16 protein-coding genes are annotated in these 13,477 nt (G+C 63.8%); 15 read left to right on the forward strand and 1 reads right to left on the reverse strand.

Going from position 1 to position 13,477, the window contains the following annotated elements; genetic code table 11:
* Positions 1–5: 5 nt before the first annotated feature.
* From tgt to NMG10_RS13555, 5 genes are all read left to right on the forward strand, one after another.
* Positions 6–1,121, forward strand: coding sequence for a tRNA guanosine(34) transglycosylase Tgt (gene tgt / locus NMG10_RS13535; RefSeq protein ID WP_023629281.1), 1,116 nt, complete (start codon positions 6–8; stop codon positions 1,119–1,121).
* A gap of 43 nt (positions 1,122–1,164) precedes the next feature.
* Positions 1,165–1,500, forward strand: coding sequence for a preprotein translocase subunit YajC (yajC, locus tag NMG10_RS13540; RefSeq protein WP_110735801.1), 336 nt, complete (start codon positions 1,165–1,167; stop codon positions 1,498–1,500).
* Positions 1,501–1,564: 64 nt separating this feature from the next.
* Positions 1,565–3,427 carry a protein translocase subunit SecD gene (gene secD / locus NMG10_RS13545; protein WP_203650709.1) on the forward strand — a complete coding sequence of 621 codons (1,863 nt, stop codon included), beginning with the start codon at positions 1,565–1,567 and terminating at the stop codon, positions 3,425–3,427.
* Positions 3,428–3,437: 10 nt separating this feature from the next.
* Positions 3,438–4,346: a protein translocase subunit SecF gene (gene secF, locus NMG10_RS13550; RefSeq protein WP_110735797.1), complete on the forward strand. Its 909-nt coding sequence runs from the start codon at positions 3,438–3,440 to the stop codon at positions 4,344–4,346.
* Between the two features lie 119 nt (positions 4,347–4,465).
* On the forward strand, positions 4,466–5,014 hold the full coding sequence (locus tag NMG10_RS13555) for a glycine zipper 2TM domain-containing protein (protein WP_050704355.1): 549 nt from the start codon (positions 4,466–4,468) through the stop codon (positions 5,012–5,014).
* A 199-nt stretch (positions 5,015–5,213) separates the two neighbouring features.
* On the opposite strand, the gene suhB is transcribed toward NMG10_RS13555, so the two are convergent.
* Positions 5,214–6,032 carry an inositol-phosphate phosphatase gene (suhB, locus tag NMG10_RS13560; RefSeq protein ID WP_110735793.1) on the reverse strand — a complete coding sequence of 273 codons (819 nt, stop codon included), beginning with the start codon at positions 6,030–6,032 and terminating at the stop codon, positions 5,214–5,216.
* Between the two features lie 151 nt (positions 6,033–6,183).
* Here suhB and trmJ point away from each other — a divergent pair, with 151 nt between their 5' ends.
* The 10 genes from trmJ (at position 6,184) to iscX (ending at position 13,427) form a co-directional block, all read left to right on the forward strand.
* Entirely contained in the window at positions 6,184–6,939 is a 756-nt protein-coding gene (gene trmJ / locus NMG10_RS13565) for a tRNA (cytosine(32)/uridine(32)-2'-O)-methyltransferase TrmJ (RefSeq protein WP_254464524.1), read from the forward strand.
* A gap of 3 nt (positions 6,940–6,942) precedes the next feature.
* Complete coding sequence (gene cysE, locus NMG10_RS13570) at positions 6,943–7,731, forward strand: serine O-acetyltransferase (protein ID WP_028689587.1); 789 nt, start codon at positions 6,943–6,945, stop codon at positions 7,729–7,731.
* A gap of 168 nt (positions 7,732–7,899) precedes the next feature.
* Positions 7,900–8,391, forward strand: coding sequence for a Fe-S cluster assembly transcriptional regulator IscR (iscR, locus tag NMG10_RS13575; RefSeq protein ID WP_050704358.1), 492 nt, complete (start codon positions 7,900–7,902; stop codon positions 8,389–8,391).
* A 44-nt stretch (positions 8,392–8,435) separates the two neighbouring features.
* Positions 8,436–9,650, forward strand: coding sequence for an IscS subfamily cysteine desulfurase (locus NMG10_RS13580; protein WP_232855676.1), 1,215 nt, complete (start codon positions 8,436–8,438; stop codon positions 9,648–9,650).
* 46 nt (positions 9,651–9,696) lie between these two features.
* Entirely contained in the window at positions 9,697–10,083 is a 387-nt protein-coding gene (gene iscU, locus NMG10_RS13585; RefSeq protein WP_007929523.1) for a Fe-S cluster assembly scaffold IscU, read from the forward strand.
* A gap of 28 nt (positions 10,084–10,111) precedes the next feature.
* On the forward strand, positions 10,112–10,435 hold the full coding sequence (gene iscA, locus NMG10_RS13590) for an iron-sulfur cluster assembly protein IscA (RefSeq protein ID WP_023630636.1): 324 nt from the start codon (positions 10,112–10,114) through the stop codon (positions 10,433–10,435).
* An 8-nt stretch (positions 10,436–10,443) separates the two neighbouring features.
* Positions 10,444–10,965: a co-chaperone HscB gene (gene hscB / locus NMG10_RS13595; protein ID WP_110735787.1), complete on the forward strand. Its 522-nt coding sequence runs from the start codon at positions 10,444–10,446 to the stop codon at positions 10,963–10,965.
* A gap of 43 nt (positions 10,966–11,008) precedes the next feature.
* On the forward strand, positions 11,009–12,871 hold the full coding sequence (hscA, locus tag NMG10_RS13600) for a Fe-S protein assembly chaperone HscA (protein ID WP_203650716.1): 1,863 nt from the start codon (positions 11,009–11,011) through the stop codon (positions 12,869–12,871).
* 3 nt (positions 12,872–12,874) lie between these two features.
* Positions 12,875–13,216 carry an ISC system 2Fe-2S type ferredoxin gene (gene fdx, locus NMG10_RS13605; RefSeq protein WP_028689592.1) on the forward strand — a complete coding sequence of 114 codons (342 nt, stop codon included), beginning with the start codon at positions 12,875–12,877 and terminating at the stop codon, positions 13,214–13,216.
* Positions 13,217–13,226: 10 nt separating this feature from the next.
* Positions 13,227–13,427, forward strand: a complete 201-nt coding sequence (iscX, locus tag NMG10_RS13610; protein WP_028689593.1) for a Fe-S cluster assembly protein IscX — start codon at positions 13,227–13,229, stop codon at positions 13,425–13,427.
* Positions 13,428–13,477: the final 50 nt, after the last annotated feature.

Below are 13,477 nucleotides of genomic sequence, written 5' to 3' on the forward strand. Positions count from 1 at the left end.
GTCGAATGTCGTTCGAACTGCTGGCCACCGACGGCAAGGCCCGTCGTGGCCGGCTGACCTTCCCCCGTGGCACCGTCGAGACCCCGGCCTTCATGCCGGTGGGCACCTACGGCACGGTCAAGGGCATGCTGCCGCGTGACATCGAGGCCATCGGCGCCGAGATCATCCTCGGCAACACCTTCCACCTGTGGCTGCGCCCGGGCACCGAGGTCATCAAGAAGCACAACGGCCTGCACGACTTCATGCAATGGAAAGGCCCTATCCTCACTGATTCCGGTGGTTTCCAGGTGTTCAGCCTGGGCGCCATGCGCAAGATCAAGGAGGAAGGCGTGACCTTCGCATCGCCAGTGGACGGTTCCAAGGTGTTCATGGGCCCCGAGGAGTCCATGCAGGTCCAGCGCGACCTGGGCTCGGATATCGTGATGATCTTCGACGAGTGCACCCCGTACCCGGCCGAGCATGATGTGGCGCGCACCTCCATGGAGCTGTCGCTGCGCTGGGCCCAGCGCTCGAAGAACGCCCACGGCGACAACACCGCGGCGCTGTTCGGCATCGTCCAGGGCGGCATGTACCAGGACCTGCGCATGCGCTCGCTGGAAGCGCTGGTCAACATCGACTTCGATGGCCTGGCCATCGGCGGCCTGTCGGTGGGCGAGCCCAAGCACGAGATGATCAAGGTGCTGGACTACCTGCCGGCGCAAATGCCTGCTGACAAACCTCGTTACCTTATGGGGGTAGGCAAGCCGGAAGATCTTGTAGAGGGTGTGCGCCGCGGCGTCGACATGTTCGACTGCGTGATGCCCACGCGCAATGCGCGCAACGGCCATCTGTTCGTCGACACCGGGGTGATCAAGATCCGCAACGCGTTCCATCGCCATGATGAATCGCCGCTGGATCCGACCTGCGATTGCTATACCTGCACCAACTTCTCCCGCGCTTATCTGCATCACCTGGACAAGTGCGGCGAAATGTTGAGCAGCATGCTGAATACCATCCACAACTTGCGCCATTACCAGCGCTTGATGGCCGGTTTACGCGAGGCTATTCAACAGGGTAAATTGGCCGCCTTTGTCGACGCCTTCTACGCCAAGCGCGGGCTTCCTGTGCCGCCCTTGGACTGACTGTTCGCATCCATTATTAGAAAACATTCATTAGGAGTGCCCAATGAGCTTCTTGATTCCCGCCGCCTACGCGGACGCAGCAGCCCCAGCCGCCGGCCCAGCCGGTACCGGCTTCGAGTGGATCTTCCTGGTCGGTTTCCTGGTCATCTTCTACCTGATGATCTGGCGCCCGCAGGCCAAGCGTGCCAAAGAGCAGAAAAACCTGCTGAGCAACCTGCAAAAAGGTGACGAAGTGGTCACCAACGGCGGCATTGCCGGCAAGATCGTCAAGGTCGCCGACGACTTCGTGGTCCTGGAAGTGTCCGACAACGTCGAACTGAAGTTCCAGAAGGGCGCCATTGCCGCGACCCTGCCGAAAGGTACGCTCAAGGCTATCTGAGTTACCGGTTTCATTTTTCCAGTCGGGGCGCGCAAAGCGCCCCGCGTCTTGAACGGGCGGCGTGATGCTGAACAAATACCCTCTGTGGAAATACCTGCTGATCGTGGTGGTACTGGCGGTCGGCTTCATTTATTCCGCACCCAACCTCTACCCGGATGATCCGGCGGTGCAGATCAGCGGCGCCAGTTCCGCCCTGCATGTCAGCCAGGCCGACCTCGATCGCGTGACCAAGGCGCTGACCGATGCCGGCATCGCCGTCAAAGGCAGCAACCTGGGCGAGAAGGGCAGTGCGCTGGTGCGCCTGACCAACCAGGAAGCACAGCTGCCAGCCAAGGATGTGGCGCGCAAGGCCCTCGGCGACGACTATGTCGTGGCCCTGAACCTGGCCCAGACCACCCCGCAGTGGCTGCGCAACCTGGGTGCCAGCCCGATGAAGCTGGGCCTGGACCTGTCCGGTGGTGTGCACTTCCTGCTGGAAGTGGACATGGACAAGGCCATGACCGCTCGCATGAAAGTCTACGAAGGCGAGGTCAAGACCTTGCTGCGCAAAGAGCGCGTCCGCTACCGCAGCCTGCCCCAGCAGGACGGCGGCATCATGCTGGGCTTCGCCGACGATGCTACCCGCGAACAGGCCCGCAGCCTGATCCGCAAGAATTTCAATGACTTCGACCTGACCACCACCGAGCGCAACGAGCTCGCCGTGCTGCGTCTGGCGCTGACCCAGGCGAAAGTCGCCGAGATCCGCGAATACTCGATCAAGCAGAACCTGACCACCGTGCGCAACCGGGTCAACGAGCTGGGCGTGGCCGAGCCGCTGGTCCAGCGCCAGGGTGCCAACCGCATCGTGGTCGAGCTGCCGGGCGTGCAGGACACCGCCGAAGCCAAGCGTATCCTCGGCAAGACCGCCAACCTGGAGTTCCGCTTCGGCGCCGAGCCGGGTGCGTCCAAGGCTACCACCGAGGTGTTCGAGTTCCGCGAAGGCGGCCGCTCCGCCCCGGTCGAGCGCGGCCTGATCATCACTGGTGACCAGGTCACCGACGCCCAGGCCAGCTTCGACGAGCACGGCCGCCCGCAGGTGAACATCCGCCTCGACGGCCACGGTGGCGAGCTGATGAGTCGCGCCACCCGCACCAACGTCGGGCGCAGCATGGCGGTGATCTTTATCGAACAGAAGCCGGTCACCCGCTACCAGAAGCAGATGGTCGATGGCGTCGAGAAAGAAGTCGCGGTGCAGACCTTCCAGGAAGAGAAGAAGATCATCAGCCTGGCGACCATCCAGTCGCCGCTGGGCAGCCAGTTCCGCATCACCGGCCTGAACGGCCAGGGCGAGTCGTCCGAGCTGGCCCTGCTGCTGCGTGCCGGTGGCCTGGCCGCGCCGATGTACTTCGCCGAAGAACGTACTATCGGCCCAAGCCTGGGGGCCGACAACATCACCAAGGGTATCGACGCGTCCCTGTGGGGCATGCTGTTCGTCTCGCTGTTCATCATCGCCATCTACCGCGCCTTCGGTGTGCTGGCGACCATCGCCCTGGCGGGCAACATGGTGCTGCTGCTGGCGTTGATGTCGCTGCTGGGCGCCACCCTGACCCTGCCAGGTATCGCTGGTATCGTGCTGACCATGGGCATGGCGGTGGACGCCAACGTGCTGATCTTCTCGCGTATCCGCGAAGAGATCGCCGCCGGCATGTCGGTGCAGCGCGCCATCCACGAAGGTTTCAACCGCGCCTACTCGGCGATCGTCGACGCCAACCTGACCACCCTGTTGGTCGGCGGCATCCTGTTCGCCATGGGTACCGGCCCGGTCAAGGGTTTCGCGGTCACCATGTCCCTCGGGATTTTCACCTCGATGTTCACCGCCGTCATGGTGACCCGCGCACTGGTCAACCTGACCTGCGGCGGGCGTGACATCAAGAAGCTGTGGGTTTGAGGGAGCTGCGATGAAAACCATCAACTTCATGGGCGTGCGCAATGTCGCGTTCGCCATCACCGTGCTCCTCACCGTGCTGGCGCTGTTCAGCTGGTGGCACAAGGGTCTGAACTTCGGCCTGGACTTCACCGGTGGCACGCTGATCGAGCTCACCTACGAGCGTCCGGCGGACCTGGAAAAGGTCCGTACCGAACTGGTCGGTTCCGGCTTCCACGACGCCGTGGTGCAGAGCTTCGGCGCCACTACCGACCTGCTGGTGCGCATGCCGGGCGATGACCCGCAGCTGGGCAACCGCGTGGCCGAGGCGCTGCAGAAGATCGGCGGCGACAACCCGGCCACGGTCAAGCGCGTTGAGTTCGTTGGCCCGCAGGTGGGCGAGGAGCTGCGTGACCAGGGCGGCCTCGGCATGCTCCTGGCCCTGGGCGGCATCCTCATCTACCTGGCCTTCCGCTTCCAGTGGAAGTTCGCCGTGGGCGCGATCATCTCGCTGATCCACGACGTGGTGGTCACCCTGGGCATCCTGTCGTTCTTCCAGATCACCTTCGACCTGACGGTGCTGGCGGCGGTGCTGGCGATCATCGGCTACTCGCTCAACGACACCATCGTCGTGTTCGACCGGGTGCGCGAGAACTTCCGCGTGCTGCGCAAGGCCTCGCTGATCGAGAACATCAACATCTCGACCACCCAGACCCTGCTGCGGACCGTCGCCACCTCGGTGTCGACCTTGCTGGCCATCGCCGCGCTGCTGTTTTTCGGCGGCGACAACCTGTTCGGCTTCTCCCTGGCGCTGTTCATCGGTGTCATGGCGGGTACCTACTCGTCGATCTACATCGCCAACGTGGTGCTGATCTGGCTGAACCTGAGCAGCGAAGACCTGATCCCGCCGGTCAAGACCGAGGGTGTGGACGAGCGTCCGTAAGGCTTGTTCCGCGCCATTTGGCGTAAAGAGAGGCGCGAGTGTTGAACTCGCGCCTTTTTTTTTGCTCCAAGGCAAGGAGAAGGCGGGCCGGAGCCCGCGGGTACGATCAGGAGGTTCACGTGAACAAATCAATGCTGGTGGGTGCGGTTCTGGGTGCTGTCGGTGTGACTGCCGGAGGTGCTGTGGCGACCTACAGCTTGGTGAACAAAGGGCCTGAGTACGCCCAGGTCACCGACGTGCAGCCGATCAAGCAGCAAGTGAAGACGCCGCGTGAGGTCTGCAAGGATGTCACCGTGACGCGCCAGGCGCCGGTCAAGGACCAGCACCAGATTGCCGGTACGGTGGTCGGTGCCATCGCTGGTGGCCTGCTGGGCAACCAGATTGGCGGCGGTACCGGCAAGAAGATCGCCACCGTGGCCGGTGCGGTCGGTGGCGGCTATGCCGGCAACAAGGTGCAGGAAGGCATGCAGGAGCGTGATACCTACACCACCACGCAAACCCGCTGCAACACGGTCAATGACATCAGCGACAAGGTGGTGGGTTACAACGTGACCTATTCCATCGGTGACCAGGTGGGCAAGGTGAAGATGGATCACGAGCCGGGCTCGACCATCCCGCTGGACAAGAATGGCAAGTTGGTCCTGGGGCAGAACCAGCCGGGGCAGTAAGCGGCAAGTGCCCCCCCTGTAGGAGCGGCCTTGTGCCGCGAAAGGGGCGCGAAGCGGCCCCGGGATCTTCGGCATATATCAAGATTGCCGGGGCTGCTTCGCAGCCCTTTCGCGGCACAAGGCCGCTCCTGCAGGTCATCGTGCAGGCACAAAAAAAGCACCTCGAGAGGTGCTTTTTTTTGTGCTCGGCAATCGGCGCTTAGCGCTTCATGTGCTCCGGCAGGTGCGGCTGGATAGCAGTCAGCACAGCCTTGAAGCACTTGATGTTGCCCGCGACGATGTGGCCCTTCTCGAGGAAGTCGTGGCCACCGTTGAAGTCGCTCACCAGGCCACCGGCTTCCTGGATCAGCAGTACGCCTGCGGCCATGTCCCACTCGGACAGGCCCGACTCCCAGAAGGCGTCGAAGCGGCCAGCGGCTACATAAGCGAGGTCCAGGCTGGCGGAGCCGGCGCGGCGGATGCCGGCGGTCTGGCCGGTCAGGGCGCGGAACATGCCCAGGTAGTTGTCCAGGTCGGCCATCTGGTTGTCACGGAACGGGAAGCCGGTACCCAGCAGCGCGCCTTCCAGGCTGGTGCGCGAGCTGACGCGCAGGCGGCGGCCGTTGATCTGGGCGCCACGGCCACGGCTGGCGGTGAATTCTTCCTGGCGAACCGGGTCGACGATCACGGCGTGCTCGAGGCGACCGCGGTATTTGCAGGCGATGCTGACGGCGAAGTGCGGAATGCCGCGCAGGAAGTTGGTGGTGCCGTCCAGCGGATCGATGATCCACAGGTAATCCTTGCCTTCTTCACCGCTGCCTGCATGCAGGCCGGTCTCTTCGCCCTGGATCGAGTGGTTCGGGTAGGCCTTGCGCAGGGCCTCGACGATGACCTTCTCGGCGGCGCGATCAACCTCGGACACGTAGTCCTTGGACTGCTTTTCGTCGACTTTGATGCTATCCAGGCGTTCGATGGAGCGGAAAATCAGTTCACTGGCGCTGCGAGCCGCGCGCAGGGCGATATTCAGCATAGGCTGCATGGGAAGGTCACCTGGAGATGTTAAAGAGGAAAGCCGATCATTCTAGCAGAAATCTTTGACGACAGAAGTGTCACATTTGCTTTCATGGCGTTACGCTGGTCGGTTCTGTAAGATCGAACCCTCCTGTTTCCGCATCCGAGAGCACGACATCTTGCTGCAAAATATTCGTGTTGTTCTGGTCAATACCAGCCACCCCGGCAACATCGGCGGCGCTGCGCGTGCCATGAAAAACATGGGCCTGTCGCGCCTGGTGCTGGTGCAGCCAAAAGAGTTTCCGGCCGCGGACGCCAGCGCCCGCGCCTCGGGCGCCGACGACGTGCTGGACAACGCCCAGGTGGTCGACAGCCTCGAGCAGGCGCTGGTCGGCTGCAGCCTGGTCATGGGCACCAGCGCCCGTGAGCGCAGCATCCCCTGGCCGTTGATCGACCCGCGCGAGTGCGGGGCGAAGGCCGTGGCCCAGGCCATGGGCGGCGAAGAGATCGCCCTGGTGTTCGGGCGCGAGCACGCCGGCCTGACCAACGAAGAACTGCAGCGATGTCACTTCCACGTGCACATTCCCTCGAACCCCGACTTCAGCTCGCTGAATCTGGCCGCCGCCGTCCAGGTGCTCTCCTATGAGGTGCGCATGGCCTGGCTGGCAGGGCAGGTCGCGGCGGCGAAGGTCGAGAAGGTCGAAGCCAGCGAGCTGGCGACCATGGACGAAATGGAGCTGTTCTACGACCACCTGGAAAAGACCCTGGTGGACATCGGCTTCCTCGATCCCGAGAAACCCAAGCACCTGATGGCGCGCCTGCGCCGGCTGTATGGGCGAAGCTCGGTCGAGCGTCCGGAAATGAGCATTTTGCGCGGCATTCTTACCGAGACCCAGAAGGTCGCACGGGGCGAGCCGCATAAAAGGAAGGACTGACAGATGTTCGAGCGTCTGCGTGAAGATATCCAGAGCGTTTTCCATCGTGACCCGGCGGCGCGCAACGCCTTCGAGGTCCTGACCTGCTACCCGGGGATGCATGCCATCTGGCTGCACCGCCTGGGCAATGCCCTGTGGCGGCGCGATTTCAAATGGCTGGCGCGGCTGGTGTCGAACTTCGGTCGCTGGATGACTGGCATCGAGATCCACCCGGGGGCGACCATCGGCCGGCGTTTCTTTATCGACCACGGCATGGGCATCGTCATTGGCGAGACCGCCGAGATCGGTGACGACGTGACCCTGTACCAGGGCGTCACCCTCGGTGGCACCAGCTGGAACAAGGGCAAGCGTCACCCGACCCTGGAAAACGGCGTGGTGGTCGGTGCCGGGGCCAAGGTGCTGGGCCCGTTCACCGTCGGCGCCGGGGCCAAGATCGGCTCCAATGCCGTGGTCACCAAGGCGGTGCCGGCCGGCGCCACGGCGGTGGGGATTCCGGGACGGATCATCGTCAAGACCGAGGATGACGCCGTCGAGGCCAAGCGCAAGGCCATGGCCGAGAAGATCGGTTTCGACGCCTATGGCGTCAGCGGCGACATGCCCGACCCGGTGGCCCGCGCCATCGGCCAGATGCTCGACCACCTGCAGGCCGTCGACGAGCGCCTGGAGGGGATGTGCGGCGCGCTGACTCGGATGGGCAGTGACTACTGTGCCAAGGAGCTGCCGGCGCTGCCCGACGACGACTTCGCCGCGGCCTGCGCCGAGCTGAAGCAGGGCGACACTCAGTCGCATTGATTGCGCCGGGCCGACACAAGGGGCGTGTGCTTGCGCCCCTTGTCTGCTACACTCGCGCCCGCCTCCCGCATGCATACCCGACTAAAGCACTAGGTCTAATAGTTGACTTAAATGCTCGGGAATCGCATACTCGCACACATCCTGTAACTCCCGTGGTACCCATACGCCATGCGACTGACTACCAAAGGCCGATACGCCGTGACCGCCATGCTTGACCTGGCGTTGCACGCGCAGCATGGGCCGGTGTCTTTGGCCGATATTTCCGAGCGCCAGGGCATCTCCCTCTCTTATCTGGAACAGCTGTTCGCCAAGCTGCGCCGCAGCAGCCTGGTTTCCAGCGTTCGCGGTCCGGGCGGCGGCTACCAGCTGTCGCGGGGCATGGAAACCATTCAGGTGGCCCAGGTCATCGACGCGGTCAACGAATCGGTCGATGCCACCCGTTGCCAGGGCCTGGGGGACTGCCACGCCGGTGATACCTGCCTGACTCACCACCTGTGGTGCGACCTGAGCCAGCAGATCCATGAATTCCTCAGTGGCATCAGCCTGGCCGACCTCGTCATGCGCCGCGAGGTGCAGGAAGTCGCCCAGCGCCAGGACCTGCGCCGTGTCGCAGGCCGAGTTGCCCAGCTGGACAAGATTGAGACGTCCGCCGTCGACTGAAACCGCAGCGACGAGCGACGCCACCGCCTGATAGGAGATACTCAATGAAGTTGCCGATCTACCTCGATTACTCCGCGACCACGCCGGTCGATCCCCGTGTCGCCCAGAAGATGGCCGAGTGCCTGCTGGTCGACGGGAACTTCGGCAACCCGGCCTCGCGCTCCCACGTGTTCGGCTGGAAGGCCGAGGAAGCAGTCGAGAACGGCCGCCGCCAGGTCGCCGAGCTGATCAACGCCGACCCGCGCGAGATCGTCTGGACCAGCGGTGCCACCGAGTCCGACAACCTCGCCCTGAAGGGCGTGGCGCACTTCTATCAGACCAAAGGCAAGCACATCATCACCTCCAAGATCGAGCACAAGGCGGTCCTGGACACCGCTCGCCAGCTCGAGCGTGAAGGTTTCGAAGTCACCTACCTCGAGCCTGGCGAAGACGGCATCGTCACCCCGGCCATGGTCGAGGCTGTCCTGCGCGACGACACCATCCTGGTCTCGCTGATGCACGTGAACAACGAAGTCGGCTCGATCAACGACATCGCCGCCATCGGTGAACTGACCCGTTCGCGTGGCGTGCTGTTCCACGTCGATGCCGCCCAGTCGGCCGGTCGCGTCGAGATCGACCTGCAGAAACTCAAGGTCGACCTGATGTCGTTCTCCGCGCATAAGGTCTACGGCCCGAAAGGCATCGGCGCGCTGTACGTCAGCCGCAAGCCGCGCGTGCGCCTGGAAGCCATCATTCACGGCGGTGGCCATGAGCGCGGCATGCGTTCGGGCACCCTGCCGACCCACCAGATCGTCGGCATGGGCGAAGCCTTCGCCATCGCCAAGCAGGAAATGGCCACTGAAAACGTGCGCATCAAGGCCCTGAGCGACCGCTTCTTCAAGCAGGTCTCGGACCTCGAGGAGCTGTACGTCAACGGCAGCCAGACCCAGCGCGTGCCGCACAACCTGAACCTGAGCTTCAACTACGTCGAGGGCGAGTCGCTGCTGATGTCGCTGAAGGACATCGCCGTTTCGTCCGGTTCGGCCTGCACCTCCGCTTCGCTCGAGCCGTCCTACGTCCTGCGCGCCCTGGGCCGCAACGACGAACTGGCGCACAGCTCGATCCGCTTCTCCTTCGGCCGCTTCACCACCGAAGAAGAAGTCGACTACGCCGCGCAGGAAGTCTGCAAGGCCGTGAACAAGCTGCGTGAATTGTCGCCGCTGTGGGACATGTACAAAGACGGCGTCGACATCTCCAAGATCGAGTGGGCCGCCCACTAAGCAGTCGCCGGCAAGAGCGGCTCCCTGATGAGGAAGGAATTGCACCATGGCATACAGTGAAAAGGTCATCGACCACTACGAAAACCCACGCAACGTCGGCAAGATGAATGCCGAGGATCCGGATGTCGGTACCGGCATGGTCGGCGCTCCAGCGTGCGGCGACGTGATGCGTCTGCAGATCAAGGTCAACGAGCAAGGCATCATCGAAGACGCCAAGTTCAAGACCTACGGCTGCGGTTCGGCCATCGCCTCCAGCTCCCTCGCCACCGAGTGGATGAAGGGCAAGACCCTGGACGAAGCCGAAACCATCAAGAACACCCAGCTGGCTGAAGAGCTGGCACTGCCGCCGGTCAAGATCCACTGCTCCGTGCTCGCCGAAGATGCCATCAAGGCCGCTGTTCGCGATTACAAGCAGAAGAAAGGCTTGATCTAAGTCGACTGTCGCGAGGTAAGGAGTTCCGATGGCTATCAGCATGACAGAAGCCGCCGCCAACCACATTCGCCGCTCCCTCGACGGGCGCGGCAAGGGTGAGGGCATTCGCCTGGGCGTGCGCACCACCGGCTGCTCGGGCCTGGCCTATGTGCTGGAGTTCGTCGACGAGCTCGCCGCCGAAGACCAGGTGTTCGAGAACCATGGCGTGAAGGTCATCATCGACCCGAAAAGCCTGGTCTACCTCGACGGCACCGAGCTGGACTTCGTCAAGGAAGGGTTGAACGAAGGCTTCAAGTTCAACAACCCCAACGTGCGCGGTGAGTGTGGCTGCGGCGAAAGCTTCAACGTCTGAGGCTGGCCGTGGGTACTCCTTGTCATTTCGCCCTGTTTGAGCTGCAACCCGGTTTTCGCCTGGACCTCGACAAACTGGCTGTTCGCTACCGCGAGCTGGCCCGCGAGGTCCATCCGGACCGTTTCGCCGACGCTTCCGAGCGCGAGCAGCGCGTAGCCCTGGAAAAGTCGGCGGCCCTCAACGACGCCTACCAGACCTTGCGCAGCGCGCCGCGCCGGGCCCGCTACCTGCTGGCCATCGGCGGCCACGAGGTGCCCCAGGAAGTCACCGTGCACGACCCGGACTTCCTGTTGCAGCAGATGCAGTGGCGCGAAGAGCTCGAAGAGCTGCAGGACGAAGCCGACCTCGACGGCGTCGCCGTGTTCAAGAAGCGCCTCAAGGTCGCCCAGGACACGCTGAACGAGGATTTCGCCGCCTGCTGGGATGTTGCTGCAGAGCGTGAGCAGGCCGAGCGCCTGATGCGCCGCATGCAGTTCCTCGACAAGCTCGCCCAAGAAGTGCGCCAACTCGAAGAGCGCCTCGACGATTAACCCCGGCGTTGCCCGTGATGACGCCTAAGGTACTCAGATAAGCATGGCCCTACTGCAGATCGCCGAACCCGGTCAGAGCCCCCAGCCGCACCAGCGCCGCCTGGCGGTGGGCATCGACCTGGGCACCACCAATTCTCTCGTCGCCGCCGTGCGCAGCGGGCGCAGCGAGCCGCTGCCCGATGCCCAGGGTAGTGTCATCCTGCCGTCCGCCGTGCGTTATCTCGACAACGCTGTCGAAGTCGGCCTGGCCGCGCGCGAGGCTGCCCCCAGCGACCCGCTCAACAGCATCCTGTCGGTCAAGCGCCTGATGGGGCGTGGCCTGGCGGACGTCAAACAGCTGGGCGAGCAATTGCCGTACCGTTTTGTCGGCGGTGAATCGCACATGCCGTTCATCGATACCGTTCAGGGCCCGAAAAGTCCGGTGCAAGTGTCGGCCGATATTCTCAAGGTGCTGCGTCAGCGCGCCGAGCAAACCCTAGGTGGCGAGCTGGTCGGTGCGGTAATCACCGTGCCGGCCTATTTCGACGACGCCCAGCGCCAGGCCACCAAGGACGCCGCCAAGCTGGCCGGCCTCAATGTCCTGCGCTTGCTCAACGAGCCGACCGCAGCTGCCGTGGCCTATGGCCTGGACCAGGATGCCGAAGGCGTCGTGGCGATTTTCGACCTGGGCGGCGGCACCTTCGATATCTCCATCCTGCGCCTGACTGCCGGTGTCTTCGAAGTGCTGGCCACCGGTGGTGACACCGCCCTGGGTGGCGATGACTTCGACCATGCGATCGCTGGCTGGATCATCGAGCAGGCCGATTTGTCCGCCGACCTCGATCCGGCCACCCAGCGCCTGCTGCTGCAGACCGCTTGCGCGGCCAAGGAAGCCTTGACCGACAGTGACGCCGTCGGCGTCCAGCATGGTGCCTGGCAGGGCGAGCTGACCCGTGCCGCCTTCGAAGCCATGATCGAACCGATGATCGCCCGCAGCCTCAAGGCCTGCCGCCGCGCCGTGCGCGACAGCGGCATCGAGCTGGAGGAAGTCGGCGCGGTGGTCATGGTCGGTGGTTCGACCCGTGTGCCGCGTGTGCGCGAGGCGGTCGGCGCGCTGTTCGGCCGTACTCCGCTGACCTCGATCGACCCGGACCAGGTGGTGGCCATCGGTGCCGCCATCCAGGCCGACACCCTCGCCGGCAACCGTCGCGAAGGCGGTGAGCTGCTGCTGCTCGACGTCATCCCGCTGTCGCTGGGTCTTGAGACCATGGGCGGGCTGATGGAGAAGGTGATCCCGCGCAACACCACCATTCCGGTGGCCCGCGCCCAGGAGTTCACGACTTACAAAGATGGCCAGTCGGCCATGATGATCCACGTGCTGCAGGGCGAGCGCGAGCTGATCAGCGACTGCCGTTCCCTGGCGCGCTTCGAGCTGCGCGGCATCCCGGCCATGGTCGCGGGCGCGGCGAAGATCCGCGTGACCTTCCAGGTCGACGCCGACGGCCTGCTCAGCGTCGCGGCCCGCGAACTGGGTTCGGGGGTGGAATCGAGCATTCAGGTCAAGCCGTCCTACGGTCTGACCGACGGCGAGATCGCCCGCATGCTCAAGGACTCCTTCGAGCATGCCGGCTCCGACAAGCATGCGCGCCAGTTGCGCGAGCACCAGGTCGATGCCGAGCGCCTGCTCGAGGCGGTGCAGGGCGCCCTGGACGCCGATGGCGAGCGCCTGCTCAGCAGTGACGAGCGCGACGCGATCGAATTCCAGATGCAAGAACTACGTGATTTGCTGACCGGCACCGATGGCGCCGCCATCGAGCAACAGACCAAGCGTCTGTCGCAGGTGACCGATGCATTTGCCGCCCGTCGCCTTGATTCGACGGTCAAAGCCGCACTGGCCGGGCGCAACCTGAATGAGATCGAGGAGTAACCGATGCCGCTGGTGACATTCCTGCCGCATGAGAAGTTCTGCCCCGAGGGGTTGACCGTGGAAGTGCCGACCGGGACCAACATCCTGGAACTGGCCCACGACCATCACATCGAGATGGAAAGCGCCTGCGGCGGCGTCAAGGCCTGCACCACCTGCCATTGCATCATCCGCAAGGGCTTCGACTCCCTTGAAGAAGCGGACGAGCTCGAAGAGGACATGCTGGACAAGGCCTGGGGCCTGGAGGCGCAGTCGCGCCTGGGCTGCCAGGTGGTCGTCGGCGATGAGGACCTCACCATCGAGATCCCCAAATATTCGCTCAACCACGCCGCCGAAGCGCCGCACTGAGGGCCTGTACATGAGTCTGAAATGGGTTGATGTACTTGAGATCGCCATCCAGCTTGCGGAAAGCAAGCCCGAGGTCGATCCTCATTACGTGAATTTCGTCGATCTGCGCGCGTGGGTCATGGCTCTGCCGGACTTCGATGACGATCCGTCGCGTTGCGGCGAGAAGGTTCTCGAGGCCATCCAGGCGGCCTGGATCGAAGAAGCCGACTGAGCGCACGCCGCAGGTTAGGCAATCCCCTGGAACCCGCGTATAATTCGCGG

It is taken from the genome of Pseudomonas sp. DVZ6, from assembly GCF_024259445.1.
In the GTDB taxonomy this organism is placed as follows: domain Bacteria; phylum Pseudomonadota; class Gammaproteobacteria; order Pseudomonadales; family Pseudomonadaceae; genus Aquipseudomonas; species Aquipseudomonas peradeniyensis.

What these genes read in the sequence shown, in the direction of transcription:
- yajC (WP_110735801.1), top strand. Translation starts at nt 1,165, where the DNA reads ATGAGCTTCTTGATTCCCGCCGCCTACGCGGACGCAGCAGCCCCAGCC.
- secD (WP_203650709.1), top strand. Translation starts at nt 1,565, where the DNA reads ATGCTGAACAAATACCCTCTGTGGAAATACCTGCTGATCGTGGTGGTA.
- suhB (WP_110735793.1), bottom strand. Translation starts at nt 6,032, where the DNA reads ATGCAGCCTATGCTGAATATCGCCCTGCGCGCGGCTCGCAGCGCCAGT.
- iscA (WP_023630636.1), top strand. Translation starts at nt 10,112, where the DNA reads ATGGCTATCAGCATGACAGAAGCCGCCGCCAACCACATTCGCCGCTCC.
- iscU (WP_007929523.1), top strand. Translation starts at nt 9,697, where the DNA reads ATGGCATACAGTGAAAAGGTCATCGACCACTACGAAAACCCACGCAAC.
- iscX (WP_028689593.1), top strand. Translation starts at nt 13,227, where the DNA reads ATGAGTCTGAAATGGGTTGATGTACTTGAGATCGCCATCCAGCTTGCG.
- fdx (WP_028689592.1), top strand. Translation starts at nt 12,875, where the DNA reads ATGCCGCTGGTGACATTCCTGCCGCATGAGAAGTTCTGCCCCGAGGGG.
- hscA (WP_203650716.1), top strand. Translation starts at nt 11,009, where the DNA reads ATGGCCCTACTGCAGATCGCCGAACCCGGTCAGAGCCCCCAGCCGCAC.
- tgt (WP_023629281.1), top strand. Translation starts at nt 6, where the DNA reads ATGTCGTTCGAACTGCTGGCCACCGACGGCAAGGCCCGTCGTGGCCGG.
- secF (WP_110735797.1), top strand. Translation starts at nt 3,438, where the DNA reads ATGAAAACCATCAACTTCATGGGCGTGCGCAATGTCGCGTTCGCCATC.
- cysE (WP_028689587.1), top strand. Translation starts at nt 6,943, where the DNA reads ATGTTCGAGCGTCTGCGTGAAGATATCCAGAGCGTTTTCCATCGTGAC.
- NMG10_RS13580 (WP_232855676.1), top strand. Translation starts at nt 8,436, where the DNA reads ATGAAGTTGCCGATCTACCTCGATTACTCCGCGACCACGCCGGTCGAT.
- iscR (WP_050704358.1), top strand. Translation starts at nt 7,900, where the DNA reads ATGCGACTGACTACCAAAGGCCGATACGCCGTGACCGCCATGCTTGAC.